This window comes from Paenibacillus sp. JJ1683 (genome assembly GCF_053006485.1).
The window spans coordinates 2,903,479-2,921,973 of sequence record NZ_CM129820.1 but is presented as its reverse complement, the minus strand read 5'-3'; the positions used below and the strand labels follow the sequence as shown (position 1 = coordinate 2,921,973).

Genomic DNA, 18,495 nt, shown 5'->3' with positions numbered 1-18,495 from the left:
CACCACACGAAAGGGAGGAACCATGAAATGGAATATACGAAACTTGGAAATACTGGCTTGGATGTGTCCCGGATTTGTCTTGGTTGTATGGGTTTTGGAGACGCACAAAAAGGTCATCATCGATGGGTACTTGATGAAGGACGCGCTCGTCCAATCATAAAAAAAGCTCTGGAGCTCGGAATCAATTTTTTTGATTCTGCAAACGTGTACGCTGACGGGACAAGTGAAGAAATAATTGGAGGTGCATTAAAGGATTTTTCGAACCGTGATGAGATTGTCATCGCGACTAAAATACATGGACGAATGCATCAAGGACCCAATGGCGCTGGACTTTCCCGCAAGGCGATCATGAGCGAAATCGATAAGAGCCTTAAGAGATTGAAAACCGACTACGTCGATCTGTATCAAATTCATCGTTGGGATTATAACACGCCTATCGAAGAGACGATGGAGGCATTGCACGATATAGTTAAGGCTGGTAAGGCAAGATACATCGGCGCCTCTGCAATGTGGGCATGGCAGTTTGAGAAAGCTTTACATATAGCTGAGAAGAATGGGTGGACCCGATTTGTATCAATGCAGAATCATTTAAATCTCATTTACCGTGAAGAGGAGCGAGAGATGCTCCCACTTTGTAAGGAAGAAAAAATCGGGGTCATTCCTTATAGCCCACTCGCAGGAGGAAGATTGGCGCGGGAGACAACAACACATCGTGCCGAAACTGATGAAATTGCAAAACAAAAATATGATGCAACAACAGATGCGGATCAATTGGTGGTGAACCGAGTTGCGAGTTTGGCAGAGAAACATGGTGTTCGCCGGGTTCACATCGCACTTGCGTGGCTTCTGCATAAAGAACCGGTAACTGCTCCTATTGTCGGTGCGACAAAAATATCCCAGCTCGAAGATGCAGAAGCTGCTCTATCTATTCAATTAACTGCTGAAGAAATTGCGTTTTTGGAAGAACCATATGTACCGCACCGAATCGTTGGTCATTTTTAAATTCATATAAATTTGGTGTCGCACGGTCTCTTTGACAAGATAAAAGACCTTACTACATCAGCTTCAACTATCATGAATATACCTGAACAAGCATTCTTTGTGTTCGTAAAGGAAAATGAACTAGATAATATAGGTGTTGCAGGACGGATTTTAGCAGACAAAGCTGTAAATGATCCACTGAAAAGTGAGGAGTAAAATAATTAACTTGGTTCCATTTAAACAATTAAAAAAAAATATTCTTGGATGGAGGAAATTTAAAATGAAAACGCTTGTTCTTGTTTTTCACCCTGATTTAACTGCTTCCCGTGTTCATCGTCGCTTAACGGAAGAAATGAAGAAGCAAGCTAGTGTTACAATTCACCATGTTTATGAGGCATACCCGAATGAGAAGATCGATGTCGCTGCCGAGCAGAGTCTATTGGAGCAGCATGATCGCATCGTTTTGCAATTCCCATTCTACTGGTACAGTGGGCCATCATTGCTGAAAAAATGGGAGGATGTAGTCCTAACTCATGGCTGGGCATTTGGAAGCAAAGGGGACAAGCTGCACGGAAAAGAGCTGCTGATTGCCGTTTCTACCGGCGCTGCTAAAGAAAACTATTTACCAGACGGTAATTTTAAATACACCGTTTCCGAGCTGCTGCGACCTCTTCAGGCAACCAGTAACTTGATTGGAACACGCTATTTGACACCATATATCTTGTATGGTGTAATGCAACACCTGTCAGATGAGGAGCTAGAGCAAAGTGCCAAGGATTATGTGGCTTATGCGCTGAACCCTAAACTTGTCTAGAAGAATGGTGATGCTAAGCCTGTTGGCTTCATCATAGAGACGGGAATTGGAGGTTACCGCGTCGCAATTATCGTCATTCTTTCAGTGGGTCTTATTTATCCACAAAAAAAACAAGCAGGAGGCACAGTTATGAATCGAATTGAAAAGAGTGAAGAAACATTTAAACAGCTATTTGGTAATGGAATGCCGGGAGCATACGCTACTGATCCTGATTTTCAGGACATCCTGAGCCGTTTTATTTTTGGGGAAGTTTTTTATCAAGGGAAGTTGGACGATAAACAACGTGAGCTTATCACTCTGGTGGTGCTTGTAACGAATCAAACATTACCTCAGCTCAAGGCGCATGCTCATGCTGCACTGAACGTTGGACTAACTCCGGTAGAAATTAAAGAGGCCATTTACCATTGTGCTCCTTATTTAGGATTCCCTAAAACGCTAAATGCCATCGCGGAGATTAATGAGGTTTTCCAATCCAGAAATATCGAGTTACCTCTCGAAAGTCAAAAGCAGGTTGAAGAAGAGAATCGGTTAGACAAAGGCCTTGCAGTGCAGGTAGAAATCTTTGGCGATATCATTGAAAAGAACAGGGGGAATGTTCCATACAATCAAAAGCATATACAGGACTATCTTTCTGCCTTCTGTTTTGGTGACTTCTATACTCGTGGAGGCCTTGATCTGAAAACACGGGAGTTGCTGACCCTCTGTATTGTGAGTAGTCTCGGCGGTTGTGAAAGTCAAGTCAAGGCACATGTGCAAGGCAACCTGAATGTAGGCAATGACAAGGATATCATGATCACTGCCATCACTCATTGCCTTCCTTATATGGGTTTTCCGAGAACATTAAATGCTTTGAGTTGTGTGAATGAGATCATTCCAGAATAGCAGAAGAAAATTAAGCGAAGAAATAGATTTTTTTATAGATGAAAGTATACCTAAAATTAAGAAAGGTGTTTATCTAAAATGTCAAATATTCAAGAAAAAGTAGTTATTATTACAGGAGCGTCCAGCGGTATTGGAGAAGCAGCTGCAAAAGAACTGGCATCTAAAGGTGCAAAATTGGTTCTTGCCGCTCGCCGCGAAGACCGGTTAAAGAAATTACAAGATGAAATTGAACAAAGCGGCGGAGAAGCTGTGTATAAAGTGACGGATGTAAGTTCGCACCAACAAATGGAAGATCTTGCTGCGTATGCGCTGAACGAGTTTGGAAAAATTGATGTTTTAGTCAACAATGCTGGAATCATGCCGCAGGCTTTTCTTGCTTTGAAAAAGGTTGATGAATGGGACCGAATGATCGATGTCAATATCAAAGGGGTATTGTACGCAATCGGGGCAGTCCTTCCATCTATGAGAGAACGGAAATCAGGTCATATTATTAACCTTTCATCCGTGGCTGGACACAACATCTACCCAGGCGGGACAGTTTATTGTGGTACCAAACATGCCGTAAGAGCAATCTCTGAAGGCTTGCGCCAAGAAGAAGCGATGAGTGGTACAAATATTCGTGTGACCAATATTTCGCCGGGAGCTGTGACCAGCGAACTGCTGGAGACGACAACCGATCCGGCAATGAAAGCGGGCTTGGATGATTTTTACAAGATAGCAATTGATGCAGACAGCATCGCACGTGCCATTGCCTTTGCCATCGAGCAACCATCGGATGTGGGCATTAATGAGATGATCATTCGACCAACAGCTCAAGTTGGATAACGTTAAAAATATAAGAAAGTAGAGATGAAAAATGAAGAACGAGCACTTAAGCCATAGCACACTCTTCCCATTGGGTCAAAAAGTCGAAAAAAACTTTATCGGAGACGCGTACTTACAAATGGTGTTTACCGATCCAGCACCACTCAATACAGCAATCGGGAATGTAACCTTTGCTCCCGGTGCCCGCAATAACTGGCACTCTCATCATACTGGACAAGTGTTGTTAGTTACCGGCGGTGAGGGGTGGTATCAAGAACAAGGAAAGCCAGCTCAATCACTCAAAACAGGCGATGTGGTAAACATTCCAGCGAACGTTAAACATTGGCATGGGGCTACGAAGGAAAGCTGGTTTGTTCACTTAGCTCTTACACCAGGACAAACAGATTGGTTAGAACCTGTACTGGATGAAGAATATATTAAGCTATGATAAATAATTAACACATATAAACGGCAGCCGTTAATGCCGCCGTTTATATAGAAGCTTCTAATAGATCTGGAACCCTCTGCTGCTATTCTGCGAATTATGGGTCATGAAATTTTTGAAGCTAGCACTGAGCGATTGGAGACAGTATTATGCAAACGATCGACCAACAAATGCTTACCGGAGAACGAGCACTTTTCAAGAGAAAGAATCTCATGGTCACTAATTCCATTTTCGCGGATGGCGAGTCCCCCCTGAAGGAAAGCAACGATATTACTATCGATAATAGCATTTTTAAATGGAAATATCCCTTGTGGTATTGCAATAATATTCGTGTTGATCGTAGCACTTTCCTTGTAATGGCCCGATCGGGAATATGGTATACACACCAAATTGTCATCAGTGACAGCGTAATAGAGGCGCCAAAGACATTTCGGCGTTCGAGCGGAATCCGACTGACGTATGTCGATCTGCCCAACGCGCAAGAAACCTTATGGAATTGCGAAGATATTCACTTGAATCATGTGACCGCAAAAGGTGATTACTTTGGAATGAATAGTGCAAATATCACTATCGACGATTTCACATTAGCGGGGAACTACGCATTCGACGGAGCTAAGGATATGGAGATTCGCAATGCGAAGATTATTTCAAAGGACGCCTTCTGGAATTGCGAGAATGTCACCGTCTATGATTCATTGATCATCGGAGAATATTTAGGATGGAATTCGAAAAACATCACCTTTATCAACTGCACTATCGAAAGCAATCAGGGAATGTGCTACATGGACCGTCTCGTAATCGAGAACGGAACGATTCTGAATACCGACTTGGCATTCGAATATTCAACCATTGAGGTGGAAACCAAGACATCAATTGATAGCGTGAAAAATCCAATCTCCGGGAAAATCAAAGCAAAGGATATCGGCGAAATCATTATCAATGATGAAGAAATCAACGCTGCTTACACCCGATATGAGCTGGATAAAGCAGGTGATCGATTTGTCCTTTAATTTTGATAAAATGACGAACCGTTTGGCCACTAACTCTTATAAATGGGATGTTGAACCAGAAGAGCTGCCGATGTGGGTGGCGGATATGGACTTTGAGACTTCGCCTGCTGTAGTCGATGCTCTGCAAAAGAGATTAGACCATCATATTTATGGATATACCTCGATACCAGATACTTATTATAATGCGGTTGCCCATTGGTGGGAAAAGAGACATCAATATCAGATCCAAAAAGAATGGATTATGTTTTGCACGGGGGTAGTGCCGGCGATATCATCTATCGTACGCAATATGACCAAAGCCGGCGACAAAGTGCTAGTGCTTGCGCCTGTCTATAACATTTTCTACAACTCCATAAAGAACAATCAACGAGAAGTTCTCGTAAGCGAGTTGATTTACAAAGACAATCAATATTCGATCGAATTTGACGATGTGGAGAAAAAGCTAGCCGACCCTGACACTACGCTTATGATTTTCTGTAATCCGCATAACCCCATAGGTAAAGCGTGGGATAAACAAGTTCTTGAGAAACTCGGCACGCTCTGCGTCAAACATGAGGTCCCTATCCTTTCCGATGAAATTCACTGCGACTTAACACATCCAGGCCACCAATACATTCCGTTCGCTTCCGTATCGGAAGTGATCGCACAAAATAGCATCACCTGTGTGGCACCCACGAAAACTTTCAATCTTGCGGGAATTCAAACTTCGAGTATTATCGTGCCGAATTCGAAAATTCGTAAACTTGTACATCGTGGCATTAACACCGATGAAGTGGCCGAACCTAACTTTTTTGCGATTGAAGCAGCAATCTCTGCCTTTACGGAAGGCGAACCTTGGCTGCAAGCCTTATTGGAATATCTCATGGCAAACAAGCAATATCTTGAACATTATCTGGTTAGTGAACTGCCACAGCTCCAAATTATCCATTCGGAAGCGACTTATTTGGCTTGGATCGATTGCCGGAACATAACTCCTAATGTAAGTCAACTGTGTAACTTCATAAGGAAAGAAACGGGGCTGTATGTCTCGGAGGGCGCCATTTATGGCGGCAATGGACATGATTTCATTCGATTGAACTACGCCTGCCCTAAAAAACGACTAGTTGATGGATTGCAGCGCTTGAAGATTGGGATTCAGGCATATCAAAGAATGAATGATTAATTCAATAATGGTTACACTTGAACCTGAAACCATGTCATAATAATCTGAGACTGGCGCATTCTGGGAATTTTTGTTTTAAGTGAGGAATTAAGTTGTTAAATGATTATGAGAGAAAAGGAATATTTAAAGCCATTTTTGAAAGGAGAGATATTTGATCATCTAATAGAAAACCCATATCCAGAGATAAGTTAAACAACATATTAATGGCTGGTCATCATGCACCTTCCGTTGGTTTTATGCAACCTTGGGATTTTATTGTAATTGACTCTCAAGAAGTTAAAGAACGATTGGCGTATGCATGTCATAAAGAAATACAGGCCTTGTCCATACACTATGAAGATGAAAAAAAGAAAAGATTTCTCTCGTTAAAATTAGAGGGTATAAGGGAAGCACCTATAACGCTCTGTATTACATGTGATCCAACAAGAGGTGGCGGACATGTAATTGGGCCAAATTCTATTCCTGAAACTGATATTCTATCCGTAGCCTGTTGTATCCAAAATATGTGGTTGGCGTCTTATGCAGAAGGAATAGCAATGGGGTGGGTGAGTTTTTACAAGAAAACAGACGTACGGGAAATACTGAATATTCCACCACATATTGATCCTATTACATTGATTTCATTAGGTTACACGGATTTTTATCCTACAAAACCAATCCTAGAGCAAGTAAATTGGGAGAGGCGTCGAAATCTAAATAATCTAATACATCATAATGCTTGGGAATGATTGAAATATAAATGAAAAAGATAAATTTATTCGAGGTTGCAAAAGACATAAACGATTATGCGAACTTGGAGTCACTTATAACCTCAGTAAACAAGTTTCCTGTAGAATGACATAAAATTACCAACCAAAAAATCCCTTGTTTTATAAGGGATTTTTAATTTTTGGTAGGGAACTTTGTGTCAATTTTAAAAAAAACGTTTATGTTAGGCATTTTTATCTCCGAAGATCATGTTATACATATGTACAAAATACGGGTTTTGTGAATATGTCTGAAGAGAACCTTATAGATGTAGTTTTCTGCTGCAGCTGTTGTTCTGTCGGATGACAAGAACATTATCCCATAAATGACAAGAACTTCATCTCATTCCCTATTCACATTTAATTATATCCGATAAATATTATCACAGTCAAAAATAAAAAATCGCCTTTAGTAGGCGATTTTTAAATGTTTGTTTTTATATTCTTAACTTCGCTACATATTGATTAACGTAAGATTCAATTCTTTTATTTTCATCACTTGAATTTTCGTAAATTCTCATTGCTACACTTAATGGTTTAAAAGTATTCATCTTGAATAACTTTCACATTAAAAAAATACTTGGATTTAACTCTAGGTTCCAGAGTAAAATGTTGAATTGAACTAACCTGTGGTGTAAATAGGAACCGATTTGAATCATCTCTCTTCCCTTGTTCTATCCATTTAAAAACTGAAGCATCCGCTATCTCGATCTTCATTTTCCATTGTGACCAAGGAGTGCTACCGAAATCGGATTTCATATTAAATTTTAAATAAACTTCAGTCTTCACATAACATTGTCTGCAAAGTCGATGAGACTACTATTTATTATTGCTGCTACATCCTTTTTGTAATCGTGTATAAAAAAATGATCCCCGTCAAACATATGAATTTTACAACTTTTGGACGTATAATCATGCCATTTTGCAACGTCAAAAATAGTGGCTCCCTTTTCTCTTTTTCCCCACAATACACTTATATCGCAGTCAAGCTTAGCGTTTTTTTCAATGTGCCTGTATGTGTCAGTAATTCTAAAATCCGCTCTGAGTATCGGTAAAAACAACTCCATTAATTCATTGCTTTTCAGAACCTCTTTGGGCGTGCCTCCCAGCTTAAATACCTCATCCACAAACTCCTTATCCGGCAAATCATAGAGTACCTTCTTCTTACTTACAAAACCCGGAGGATATCTGCCGGAAATAAACATATGGACAGGATATGGATGTCCGAGCTCCTTTATTCTATAGGCAAGTTCATATACAAGTACACTGCCCATACTGTGGCCAAACAACGCATAAGGTTGTTCTTCAAGGTTGCTTATGATAATACGGTGTATATCTTCAAGCGCTTCCTCAACACTTCCGTAAAACGGTTCACCAATCCTGCTGCCTCTTCCCGCAAGCTCAATCGGGAAAAGCTCAATCCTATCATGCAAGTATTGTTCCCAATATTTATATACTGCTGCAGAACCTCCTGCATACGGCAGACAAAACAATTTAATCTTATCCATTATATCTACCCCTTATATCTGAACTATTGGTTGATCTCTTCCAATATTTCTTTAATAATAGCCGCATTTTTATCTATATATCCTGTACTTAACATATCAAAATGACTGCCAAATCCGTTATATACTTTGAACTCTCCCGTTGTTGCCTCTCTCCATCCTTCACATAAATCAGCTTCACCTTCATTGTCTTGCTGCTGTGATATAATAAGATGGATATTGGAGTTTATCTGTCCCGAGTTTATAACACTTCTAGTGTATTTATGATAATTTCTCATTCTTTCAATGGCCTTTTCAATAACTGCCTGGTTATCTCCAAACATGCCTTTTATAAGTTTCTCATTTTCTTCTATAAATTCTTTATCCTGTTGCTCAGCAAGTTTCTTAGCATCTTCGCTTTCTTCCTCAATAAGGACAAATGATTTAGCCGAATCCAGAAAGATTATATCGGATACATGATGTCCAGTTTCAATTAATACTTTAGCAACTTCAAATGCCAGATTACCTCCTGCCGAGTAACCAAATAGAATATATGGGCCCTCGGGTTTGACAGAAGTAATTGCCTTCACATACTCCTCCATCCTGCTCTCATTTTCTATAAAGTCAAAGGAATATATGGAATAAGCATTCATTTGTTTTGATAAACTACCATAAGCTATTCCATTTCCTCCTCCTGGAGGGAATGCAAACATAAGACTCTCCATTGCTGAATTAAAATGAATTGCCGGACTTGGTGTAATATAATCATTGGCGTACGTATTGTGTATAAAACGGGCAATTTCCTTTATGGTTGGGGCCATATAAAAGTCTTTTAGTGGTACCTCAACATTTAACTGTTCATAAATTCTGCTTATAAGGGATATTGCCTTCAGTGAGTATCCTCCCAGTTCAAAGAAGTTATCATTCACACCAATTTTTTGTACTCCAAGGGCATCATGCCACAGCAGTGCAAGCTTCTCCTCAACTTCACCGCAAGGCTCTACATACTCTACTGATGTAGCTAAAGTACCGTCATTTTGGGGTAAATTATTCCGATCTATTTTGCCATTGGCTGTCAAAGGCAGCTTTTCCAGCTGAACAAAGTATTGTGGTATCATGTAATCGGGAAGTTCTTTTACGAGAAGCGCCCTTAAATCTGATATTGTAAATTCACTTTCCCCTGCTATATAAGCACACAAATACTTGTTGCCCTCCTGGTCTGTCTTTGCAATTACCGCAGCTTCTTTTATTGAAGGATGCTTTAATAGTTGCACTTCTATTTCCCCAAGCTCTATCCTAAAGCCCCTAATCTTTACCTGATGGTCTACTCTGCCTATAAATTCGATGTTTCCGTCAGGAAGCCACCTTCCAAGATCACCGGTACGATACATTCTTTCTCCAGAGCTGAAAGGATTAGCTACAAATTTTTCCGTAGTCAATTCAAGTTTGTTCAAATAGCCTTTTGCCAGCCCATCTCCAGATATATATATTTCACCAGTTGTATTAACCGGTAAGATATTCATGTCTTCATTAAGTATATATATCTTATAATTCTGCAATGGCATACCTATAGGTATACTTGTTAGATTTCTCACCTTCTCACGGCTTAAATGGTAATAAGTTGAATCTACGCAGCATTCTGTTGGACCATAAACGTTTGTTATAGTAGGGTTATTATCTTTAAACCGATCATAGAAACCTTGTATACCTTTACATGAAAGTTCTTCCCCTCCGATAATAAACTGCATAACTGAAAGACTTTCGCCAGGCCTGGCAGTATCTGTTAAAAGCTTTATATGTGCTGGTGTTCCGTCTGAAACAGCAATTGAATTCCTGTTATAGTACTTTAGAAGGCCCTCACCATCTAGCCTTGTATCCTCAGGAACTATAAACAGCGTATGGCCAAGGAGAGAAGCCGCAAATATTTGTTTTACAGATGCGTCAAAAAAGTAAGGGGACACAAGGGCAACATTTAAATAATTATCATAATTTTCATAGACAAGCTTTCTTAGTCCATAAACCAAGTTAACTACACTTCGATGCTCTATCATTGAACCCTTCGGAACTCCAGTAGATCCCGATGTATAAATGATATAAGCTAAGTCCTCTGGTTTATTTATTTTATCAAGGTTTTCAGCACTTCCAATGTATATTTCAGGGGAATCAAGCAGTAATATATTACCGTAAAACTCTGCTTTATCCGCTAAATGTGATTGCGTCAACAGCATAGTTGCATTACTATCTTCCAGTAATTTTTTTATTCTTAGTCCAGGAAGTTTGGTTGAAATTGGTAAATAGACACCTCCTGCTTTTAAAATTCCCAGTATTCCAACCTGCATATCTACGGATCTTTCTACCATTATTCCAACTATGCTGTTTTGCTTTACACCATTACTTCTAAGTGCTCTGGCAAGCTGATTTGCCTTTTCATTGAGCTGCCTGTAGGTTAATTGCTTGTCCTCAAACACTACAGCTACATTATCAGGTGTCCTTTCCACTTGGTCTTGGAACAGCTCATGTAGAGTCTTATCCCTAGGGTATTCTGCCTTTGTATCATTAAAACTATTTAGTATTTGCTGTTTTTCATCCTGAGATAGTATATTTATTTCGGACAGCATCTTTTCGGGGTAAGCTGTGATCTCTTCCAGTACATTGATGAAATGGACCCCAAGTTTTTCTATTGTCTCTTTCTTAAACAGACGAGTAGCATACTTTAACCCAAATACAATATTATTCTGGGTCTCTTGGGCGTTTAGGGTCAAATCAAATTTGGACGCCCTGAACTCATTATCATAGGGCATGAACCTTAGCCCATTCATCTTAAATTCTGATGCCTCTTTATTTTGCAAGACAAACATAGTATCAAACAGCGGATTTCTGCTCAAATCCCGCTTAATGCTAAGCTTCTCCACAAGTTCCTCAAATGGGTAATCCTGGTTTTCATAAGCCCTTAGAGCATTTTCTTTTACTACCATCAAAAACTCGCTGAAATTCTTTTTACCTTGAGGGTAATTCCTCATAGCTAGGGTATTGACAAACATGCCTATGATGTCCTGCAAATCTGTATGTGGCCTTCCTGCTATAGGGCTTCCAATTACGACATCTTCCTGTCCGGTGTATTTGAAAAGAAGCACATTGTATGAAGCTAGAAGCACCATATACAGTGTTGCTCCATGATCCACGGCAAGCTTGTTCAGTTTATGTGCAAGTTCCCGGCCTGTTTCAAAACTGACCATATCGCCTTCAAAACTCTGTATAGCCGGCCTTGGGTAGTCTACCGGCATATCAAGTACTGGTATTTCTCCCCTAAATGCCTGGAGCCAGTATTCTTCTTGTTTACTGATTGTGCCGTCAGCAAACAATTTATTCTGCCATACGGAATAGTCCTTGTACTGAATCTGAAGTGCTGGAAGATTCATTCCTTCATACAAGCTTATGAATTCTCTTACCAGTATTTCATCCGACACCCCGTCAGATATGATATGGTGTTTATCAAGCATCATGACATGCCTGTCTTCTCTAATTTTTACGAGCCCTGCTCTTAGTAAAGGAGCCTTGCCAAGGTCAAATGGCCTTATGAATTCATTTGCTGCTTCTGAGGCTTTTTCTTCGCCGGTTTCCATGTACATGATACTAAATTCCACCTCATCATGGACCTTCTGCACCGGTTCACCATCTACCATATGGAAGGAGGTCCGGAAAGCCTCATGCCTTTTTACCAGCTGATCTAAGGCTTTCTCAAAACGTTCTATATCAATACTGCCTTCTAACAACATAAACTCTGGCATATTGTATGCCACCCTTGCTCCTTCAAGCTGATTTAATATATACAGCCTTCTTTGGGAAGACGACATAGGATAGTATTCCATTTCTCCAGTGGACTGGATAGATTGATAAATACTCTCTTGGGCTTCCTGGATGTACTTGGCAATTTCTGCAATTGTCGGCAGCTTGAATATCTCCTTAAGAGATATATTTACATTGAACTCTTTGTGAATTTTGGCTGCAAAGTTTATTGCTTTTAATGAGTGCCCCCCAAGCACAAAGAAATTATCATTTCTCCCTATTTTCTCAACCCCCAGGATATCCTGCCACAATTGTACAAGCTTCTCTTCCACTTCACCTGAAGGTGCTTCATACTCTACTCCAGTATTTAAATGAGCAGCAGGGTGGGGCAAGTTCTTCCGGTCTATCTTACCATTGGCTGTCAAAGGCATTTCATCCAGCTGCATGAAGTATGCCGGGATCATATACTCGGGCAATTCTTTTGAAAGGCATTCCCTTAGTTCAGTTATTGTCAGTTCATTTCCCCCAACGAAATATGCACACAGATCCTTGTTCTTCTGTTGGTCTTCCTTTACAATAACCACAGCTTCTTTTATTGAAGCATGTCTTAATAGCTGAGCCTCTATTTCTCCAAGTTCTATTCTAAATCCCCTTATCTTTACCTGGTGGTCCATCCTGCCTAAAAATTCTATATTCCCGTCAGGCAGCCATCTTGCCAAGTCCCCAGTACGATACATTCTTTCTCCCTTTATAAACGGGTTAGATACAAATCTTTCTGCAGTAAGCCCCGTCTTGTTTAAATAGCCTTTGGCAAGACCATCCCCAGATATATATAATTCCCCAGCGATACCTATAGGATTTACTTCTAATTTCTTACCAAGTATATATGCTCTGGTGTTTGGCAAAGGACGGCCTATGGGGATATTATCCAATCTACTAAGCCCCGCCGCAGTAATCAAATATTCCGTAGAATCCACACAGCATTCGGTAGGACCATAAACATTTGTGATGCAAGGTTGCACATCCTCAAATCTGCTTAGGAAGTCTTTTACTGCATCAAATGGAAGAACATCTCCGCCTATAATAAAATGTCTCACTTTTAGGTTATTATCTATAGGAGGAGAATTTAACATCATATTTACGTGTATGGGCGTTCCATCCGAAATATCAATCCTATTTTCACTATAGAAGTCCAGCAGCTTTTTACCGTCTTTCCTTGCTTCCTCCGGTACAATGTACAATGCATGCCCCATTAGCAGTGCTGCGAAAATCTGCTGCACCGAAGCATCAAAAACATAAGGGGCAATGAGGCAAACATTCAACGGTGATTCATATTTGCTATATATTCTCTGGAACAGACCCTCTACCAGGTTTAATACACTCTTATTATCAATGCAAACACCTTTAGGGTTTCCCGTTGAGCCAGAGGTATAGATGATGTACGCTGTATCACCAGGCTTATTTATACATTTTATATTCACATCGTTTATAAAATTATAATCATAATCAGATAAATCAATAATCTCACCATCGAAATCATCACGATCCATAAGATGATTTTGGGTGAGTAAAATTTTGGCCTTGCTGTCCTCCATCATATACCTTTTTCTTTCCAATGGATAATTAGGATCTACAGGAAGGTACGCCCCCCCAGCTTTGATTACTGACATTATACCTATAACCATTTCAGGCGAGCGGTCCACCATTATGCCTACAATATCATCAGGCTTTACTCCCTTTTCTCTTAATGCCCTGGCCAATTGGTTTGCCTTTTGATTCAGTTCTCGGTAGGTTAATTGTTTACCTTCAAAAACCACTGCAATATGATCAGGAGTCTTTTTCACTTGCTCCTCAAACATTTGGTGTATGGTTTTATCCAGGGGATATTCGAGAGCAGTATCGTTAAAGCTGTATAATACTTGCTGTTTTTCTTCCTGTGATAACATTTCGATTTCATAAAGCCTTTTTTCGGGGTATGCTGCAATTTCTTCCAGCAAATTGATGTAATGAGCCCCAAGTCTTTCAACTGTTTCTTTCTTAAACAGTCTTGTACAGTATTCGAGTTCAAAGGCTATACCATCCTCAGTCTCAAATGCATTTAAGGTGATGTCAAATTTTGATATTCTGCCTTCTATCCCTTTGTTGTACGGCTTGAAGCTTAGATCAGACGTTATGAGCTCTGCTTTTCCAACATTGTATATGGCAAACATGGTATCAAAGAGGGGATTCCTGCTCATATCCCTCCTTATGTCCAGCTTATCCACTAATTCTTCAAACTGATAGTCCTGATTGTCGTATGCTTTCAAAGCATTTTCTTTAACTTCTTTCAAGAATTCAATAAAAGTCTTTTCTCCTTGCGGGTGGTTTCTCATGGCCAGAGTGTTTACAAACATACCTATGATGTCTTGAAGGTCAGCATGAGGCCTTCCAGCTATAGGACTTCCCACAATAATATCTTCCTGTCCAGTGTATCTAGATAACAACACATTGTATGCAGCAAGAAGCGTCATATATAATGTAGCTCCATTGTCTGATCCAAGCTTGTTAAGTCTAACCGCAAGCTCGCTATCAGCTTCAAAGCTGATGTAGTCTCCTTCAAAGCTTTGTACTGCGGGTCTTGGGTAGTCGGTGGATAAATCCAGCACAGGGATCTCTCCCTGAAAGGTCTGGAGCCAGAATTCCTCCTGCTTACTTATGGCAGCTCCTGCAAACAATTCCCTCTGCCAAACTGAGTAGTCCTTGTACTGTATACGCAGTGGAGGAAGTATTTTCCCTTCATATAAGCTTATAAACTCTCTTACCAGTATGTCGTTGGACACTCCATCCGATATGATATGATGCATGTCAAACACCATAATATGTCTGGCTTCTCCAATCTTTACAAGTCCAACTCTTAATAGTGGAGCCTTTCCAAGGTCAAAGGGCCTTATGAATTTCTCCACTATTTCGGGAACCTTCTCTTCACTGGTTTCCAGGTACATGATACTTAGGTCCGCCTTGTCATGGACTTTCTGAGACAGCTCTTCCTCGATCATATGGAAGGAGGTTCGAAAGCTCTCATGCCTTTCTATCAGACTATAAAAAGCCTGCTCAAAACGTGCTTTATCAACAGTACCTTCCAGCAATATTATGCCAGGTATATTGTAGGCGATTCCAGCTCCTTCAAGCTGGTTTAATATATATAGTCTTTTCTGGACGGATGACATGGGATAATATTCCATATCCCCAGCACGTTGAATGGACTGATATAGGCTCTCCTTTGAGTCTTCAATGTAGCTGGCAATTTCTAAGATGGTTGGTGTCTTGAATATTTCCTTAAGAGGTATGTCTACATTGAACTCTTTGTGAATTCTTGCTACAAGGCTTGTTGCCTTTAACGAGTGTCCTCCGAGCATAAAGAAGTTATCATTTCTTCCTACCTTCTCTATTCCAAGGATGTCCTGCCACAGCAGCGCAAGCCTTTCCTCCACTTCACCTGAAGGCGCTGCATACTCTGTTCCTGTATTTATTCTTCCATCAGGCAGCGGCAGCGCCTTTCTGTCCAATTTTCCATTTATGGTTAACGGTACTTTTGCTATCCTCATAAAATAGGATGGAATCATATAATCGGGCAGCTCTTTAGATATAAGCTCCCTTATTTCGGTCACTGTCACTTCTCGGTCAGACACTATATAAGCGCAAAGATACCTGCCTACACTTGAATCCTCCCGGTCAATGACCACCGCCTCATTTATATCAGCATGCTTCAAAAGGGCTGCTTCTATTTCCTCAAGCTCGATTCTATACCCTCTTATTTTAACCTGGTGGTCTTTTCTGCCGGCAAATGCAATATTCCCGTCAGGAAGCCACTTTGCAAGATCTCCTGTTTTATACATCAGTTCTCCAGGCATAAATGGGTTCGGTACAAACTTTTCCCTGGTAAGTTCCGGTTTTTTCAAGTATCCTCTCGCCAATCCTGCCCCGGAAACACAGAGTTCACCCTCAACACCTATGGGCTTAAGATTATTGTTTTCATCAACTATAAACACCCGGGTATTGGTAATAGGTTTACCAATAGGTACCGACTTATCGGCCGTCTCACAATCATCTGCTTTCCATACCGTTGCACATACGGTTGTCTCAGTAGGTCCATAAGCATTTATATATGAAATCCTGTTGCTCCATTTCTTTAAAAGTTCGGGAGTGGAAGCCGAACCTGCTGCAATTACCTTCTTTAAGGAAGTTACTTTTTCCGGGTCCAGATTTGCCAGATACGGAGGTGGTAAAGTAGCAATAGTTATCTCATTTTCATTTAGGTATTCTTCAAATCTTCGATAGTCATTGATAATATCGCTTGAGGATATATATAGTGTTGCTCCTGCCAATAGTCCCATAAATATTTCCCAAACTGCAGCGTCGAATGAAATTGATGCAAATTGAATAATCCTATCGCTTTCACTTACATTTAAGCGGGTCTTGAAAAACGCCTCCAGATTTGCTACCCCTTTATGTTCTACCATAACCCCTTTAGGTTTTCCTGTAGACCCAGATGTATAAATGATATATGCCAAATTTTGCGGTGAACATACCACTTCCAGGTTCATAGGGTTTCCGGCATAAAGGCTTTCATCTTCTATGTCTATATACTTCCCGTAAAACTCCACTTTCTCCAGGAATTGCTTTTGGGAAATCAGCACCCCTATCTCGCTGTCCTCGAATAAATATTCGATTCTTGCCTTAGGGTAGTCAGGATCTATAGGCATATATGCCCCTCCGGCTTTAAGTATGCCAAATATACCTATGACCATCTCCAGTGAGCGTTCTACCATAATACCCACTATGCTGTCTGGTTTAACTCCCTTATCCCTCAACACTCTTGCAAGCTGATTTGACTTCTCATTGAGTTCCCTATAGGTTAGCTGCTTACCCTCAAACACCACTGCCGCATTGTCAGGTGTCTTCACCGCTTGTTCCTCAAATAGTTGGTGAATGGTCTTTTCCCTGTGGTATTCCTCCGTTGTATTATTGAAGCAGTGTACTATTTCTTTCTTTTCCACTTCGGTGAGTATATCAATATTCCTAATATGCATATCGGGATTATCGGTTACAATTTCTATTACCGACTGAAAATGTCCCTTGATTTTTTCTATGAAATTACCATCATATACCAGTGAGTTGTAACTGAATTTAATAGATAATTCCTTACCGCCATCAACGAGTATCCCAAAATCATAATTCGTCTGCTCGAATATTTCCATTCCAACTACATTTAAAATGCCATTACTGGATGAAGCATTAACCGCTTCATCCATAGGGTAATTTTCAAAAGCCATGACATGATGTATCAAGGCATCTTTCAAGCATGTTTTTGACTGCACATCCGCCAGAGGATAGAAACTGTACCGGTCAGATTCAAGCACCGATTGCTGCATCTCTTTGATCAGTTCGGTAAAAGTTTTATCCTCATCACAACTCACCCTTACTGCAACGGTATTTATAAATAAACCCACCATGCTCTCAATTCCCTGTATTTCATGAGGCCTTCCCGATACCACCTCACCAAACACCACATCATCGGTATTGTTATACCGCTGTAATAATATCCCCCATAAGGTCTTTATAATGGTACTCATGGTTGTATTGTTTTTGGCTGCAAACTTCTCAAGATCGATAGTTATTTGTTCAGATATTTTAAACTCCGTTTCTTCAATCCTGAAATCATCACTTGCAGACCTGCCGTTTTGGGGAAGGACTGTCTGATGCTCGTAACCTTTAAGATAGGTTTCCCAGTAATCTGCGGCCTCGTTCTGATTTCTGCCTTCCAACCATTTGATATAGCGGCTGTAAGGATATACCTTTCCTGACTCCGGCTCCCTGCTATTCATCAAGGCTTCATAGTTTTCCATAAATTCTCTAAATATATTTGCGAGACTCCACCCATCAATAATGATGTGATGAAAGCTCCATACCATGTTATAAGATTGGTAGCCTGTTTTAATTACACTTAATCTTGTTAAAATATCCCTTGATAAGTCAAAGCCCTTTTTTCTGTCTTTAACCCTGTATTCTTCTATATACCTATCCCTTAGTTCTTCGGCAAGGGAGGTAATATCCTCATAGCTGACAGACAGCTTTCTTTCCTTCATGACTACTTGTAAGGGCTTGGCTACATTTTCATACAAAAAAATTGTTCTCAAAGCGTCATACTTTTCAATAATGATATTAACGCTCTTTTCAACACAATCAATGTCCAGGATGCCTTTTATAGAAAGTGATATCTGCTCAAAGTAGGCGTCTGAATTTTTATCCATCATATAGTGGTACAATATCCCTTGCTGCATAGGAGTGAGCCGGTACATATCTTTTATGTTTTGTTTCTTCAAATCACTCATAAGTACTCCT

Annotated in this window: 10 protein-coding genes and 1 pseudogene; 9 read left to right on the top strand and 2 right to left on the bottom strand. The window is 40.3% G+C overall.

What is annotated here, in order from left to right:
- Positions 1-27: 27 nt before the first annotated feature.
- The 9 genes and pseudogenes from ACUC6J_RS12340 to bluB all read left to right on the top strand — a co-directional run bounded on the left by ACUC6J_RS12340 (position 28) and on the right by bluB (position 6,826).
- Complete coding sequence (locus ACUC6J_RS12340; protein WP_064964076.1) at positions 28-1,002, top strand: aldo/keto reductase; 975 nt, start codon at positions 28-30, stop codon at positions 1,000-1,002.
- 15 nt (positions 1,003-1,017) lie between these two features.
- Positions 1,018-1,197 carry a tautomerase family protein gene (locus ACUC6J_RS12335; protein ID WP_447250294.1) on the top strand — a complete coding sequence of 60 codons (180 nt, stop codon included), beginning with the start codon at positions 1,018-1,020 and terminating at the stop codon, positions 1,195-1,197.
- A 64-nt stretch (positions 1,198-1,261) separates the two neighbouring features.
- Positions 1,262-1,795: an NAD(P)H-dependent oxidoreductase gene (locus tag ACUC6J_RS12330; protein WP_090890678.1), complete on the top strand. Its 534-nt coding sequence runs from the start codon at positions 1,262-1,264 to the stop codon at positions 1,793-1,795.
- 129 nt (positions 1,796-1,924) lie between these two features.
- Entirely contained in the window at positions 1,925-2,677 is a 753-nt protein-coding gene (locus ACUC6J_RS12325) for a carboxymuconolactone decarboxylase family protein (protein ID WP_016820889.1), read from the top strand.
- Positions 2,678-2,755: 78 nt separating this feature from the next.
- Positions 2,756-3,502 (top strand): SDR family oxidoreductase, encoded by a 747-nt coding sequence (locus ACUC6J_RS12320; RefSeq protein WP_016820890.1) that lies wholly within the window; start codon positions 2,756-2,758, stop codon positions 3,500-3,502.
- Between the two features lie 31 nt (positions 3,503-3,533).
- Positions 3,534-3,929 (top strand): cupin domain-containing protein, encoded by a 396-nt coding sequence (locus tag ACUC6J_RS12315; RefSeq protein ID WP_340864807.1) that lies wholly within the window; start codon positions 3,534-3,536, stop codon positions 3,927-3,929.
- A 146-nt stretch (positions 3,930-4,075) separates the two neighbouring features.
- Positions 4,076-4,936, top strand: coding sequence for a DUF3737 family protein (locus tag ACUC6J_RS12310; RefSeq protein WP_016820892.1), 861 nt, complete (start codon positions 4,076-4,078; stop codon positions 4,934-4,936).
- Entirely contained in the window at positions 4,866-6,098 is a 1,233-nt protein-coding gene (locus ACUC6J_RS12305; protein ID WP_447248910.1) for a MalY/PatB family protein, read from the top strand. The genes ACUC6J_RS12310 and ACUC6J_RS12305 overlap by 71 nt, the downstream gene beginning before the upstream one ends.
- A 92-nt stretch (positions 6,099-6,190) precedes the next feature.
- Positions 6,191-6,826, top strand: a pseudogene (gene bluB, locus ACUC6J_RS12300) (5,6-dimethylbenzimidazole synthase).
- 803 nt (positions 6,827-7,629) lie between these two features.
- On the opposite strand, the gene ACUC6J_RS12295 reads toward bluB, so the two are convergent.
- Both ACUC6J_RS12295 and ACUC6J_RS12290 read right to left on the bottom strand, forming a co-directional pair.
- A complete protein-coding gene (locus ACUC6J_RS12295; RefSeq protein WP_052132609.1) occupies positions 7,630-8,352 on the bottom strand; it encodes a thioesterase II family protein in 723 nt (240 codons plus the stop codon).
- Between the two features lie 23 nt (positions 8,353-8,375).
- On the bottom strand, positions 8,376-18,485 hold the full coding sequence (locus ACUC6J_RS12290) for an amino acid adenylation domain-containing protein (protein WP_447248909.1): 10,110 nt from the start codon (positions 18,483-18,485) through the stop codon (positions 8,376-8,378).
- Positions 18,486-18,495 lie beyond the last annotated feature (10 nt).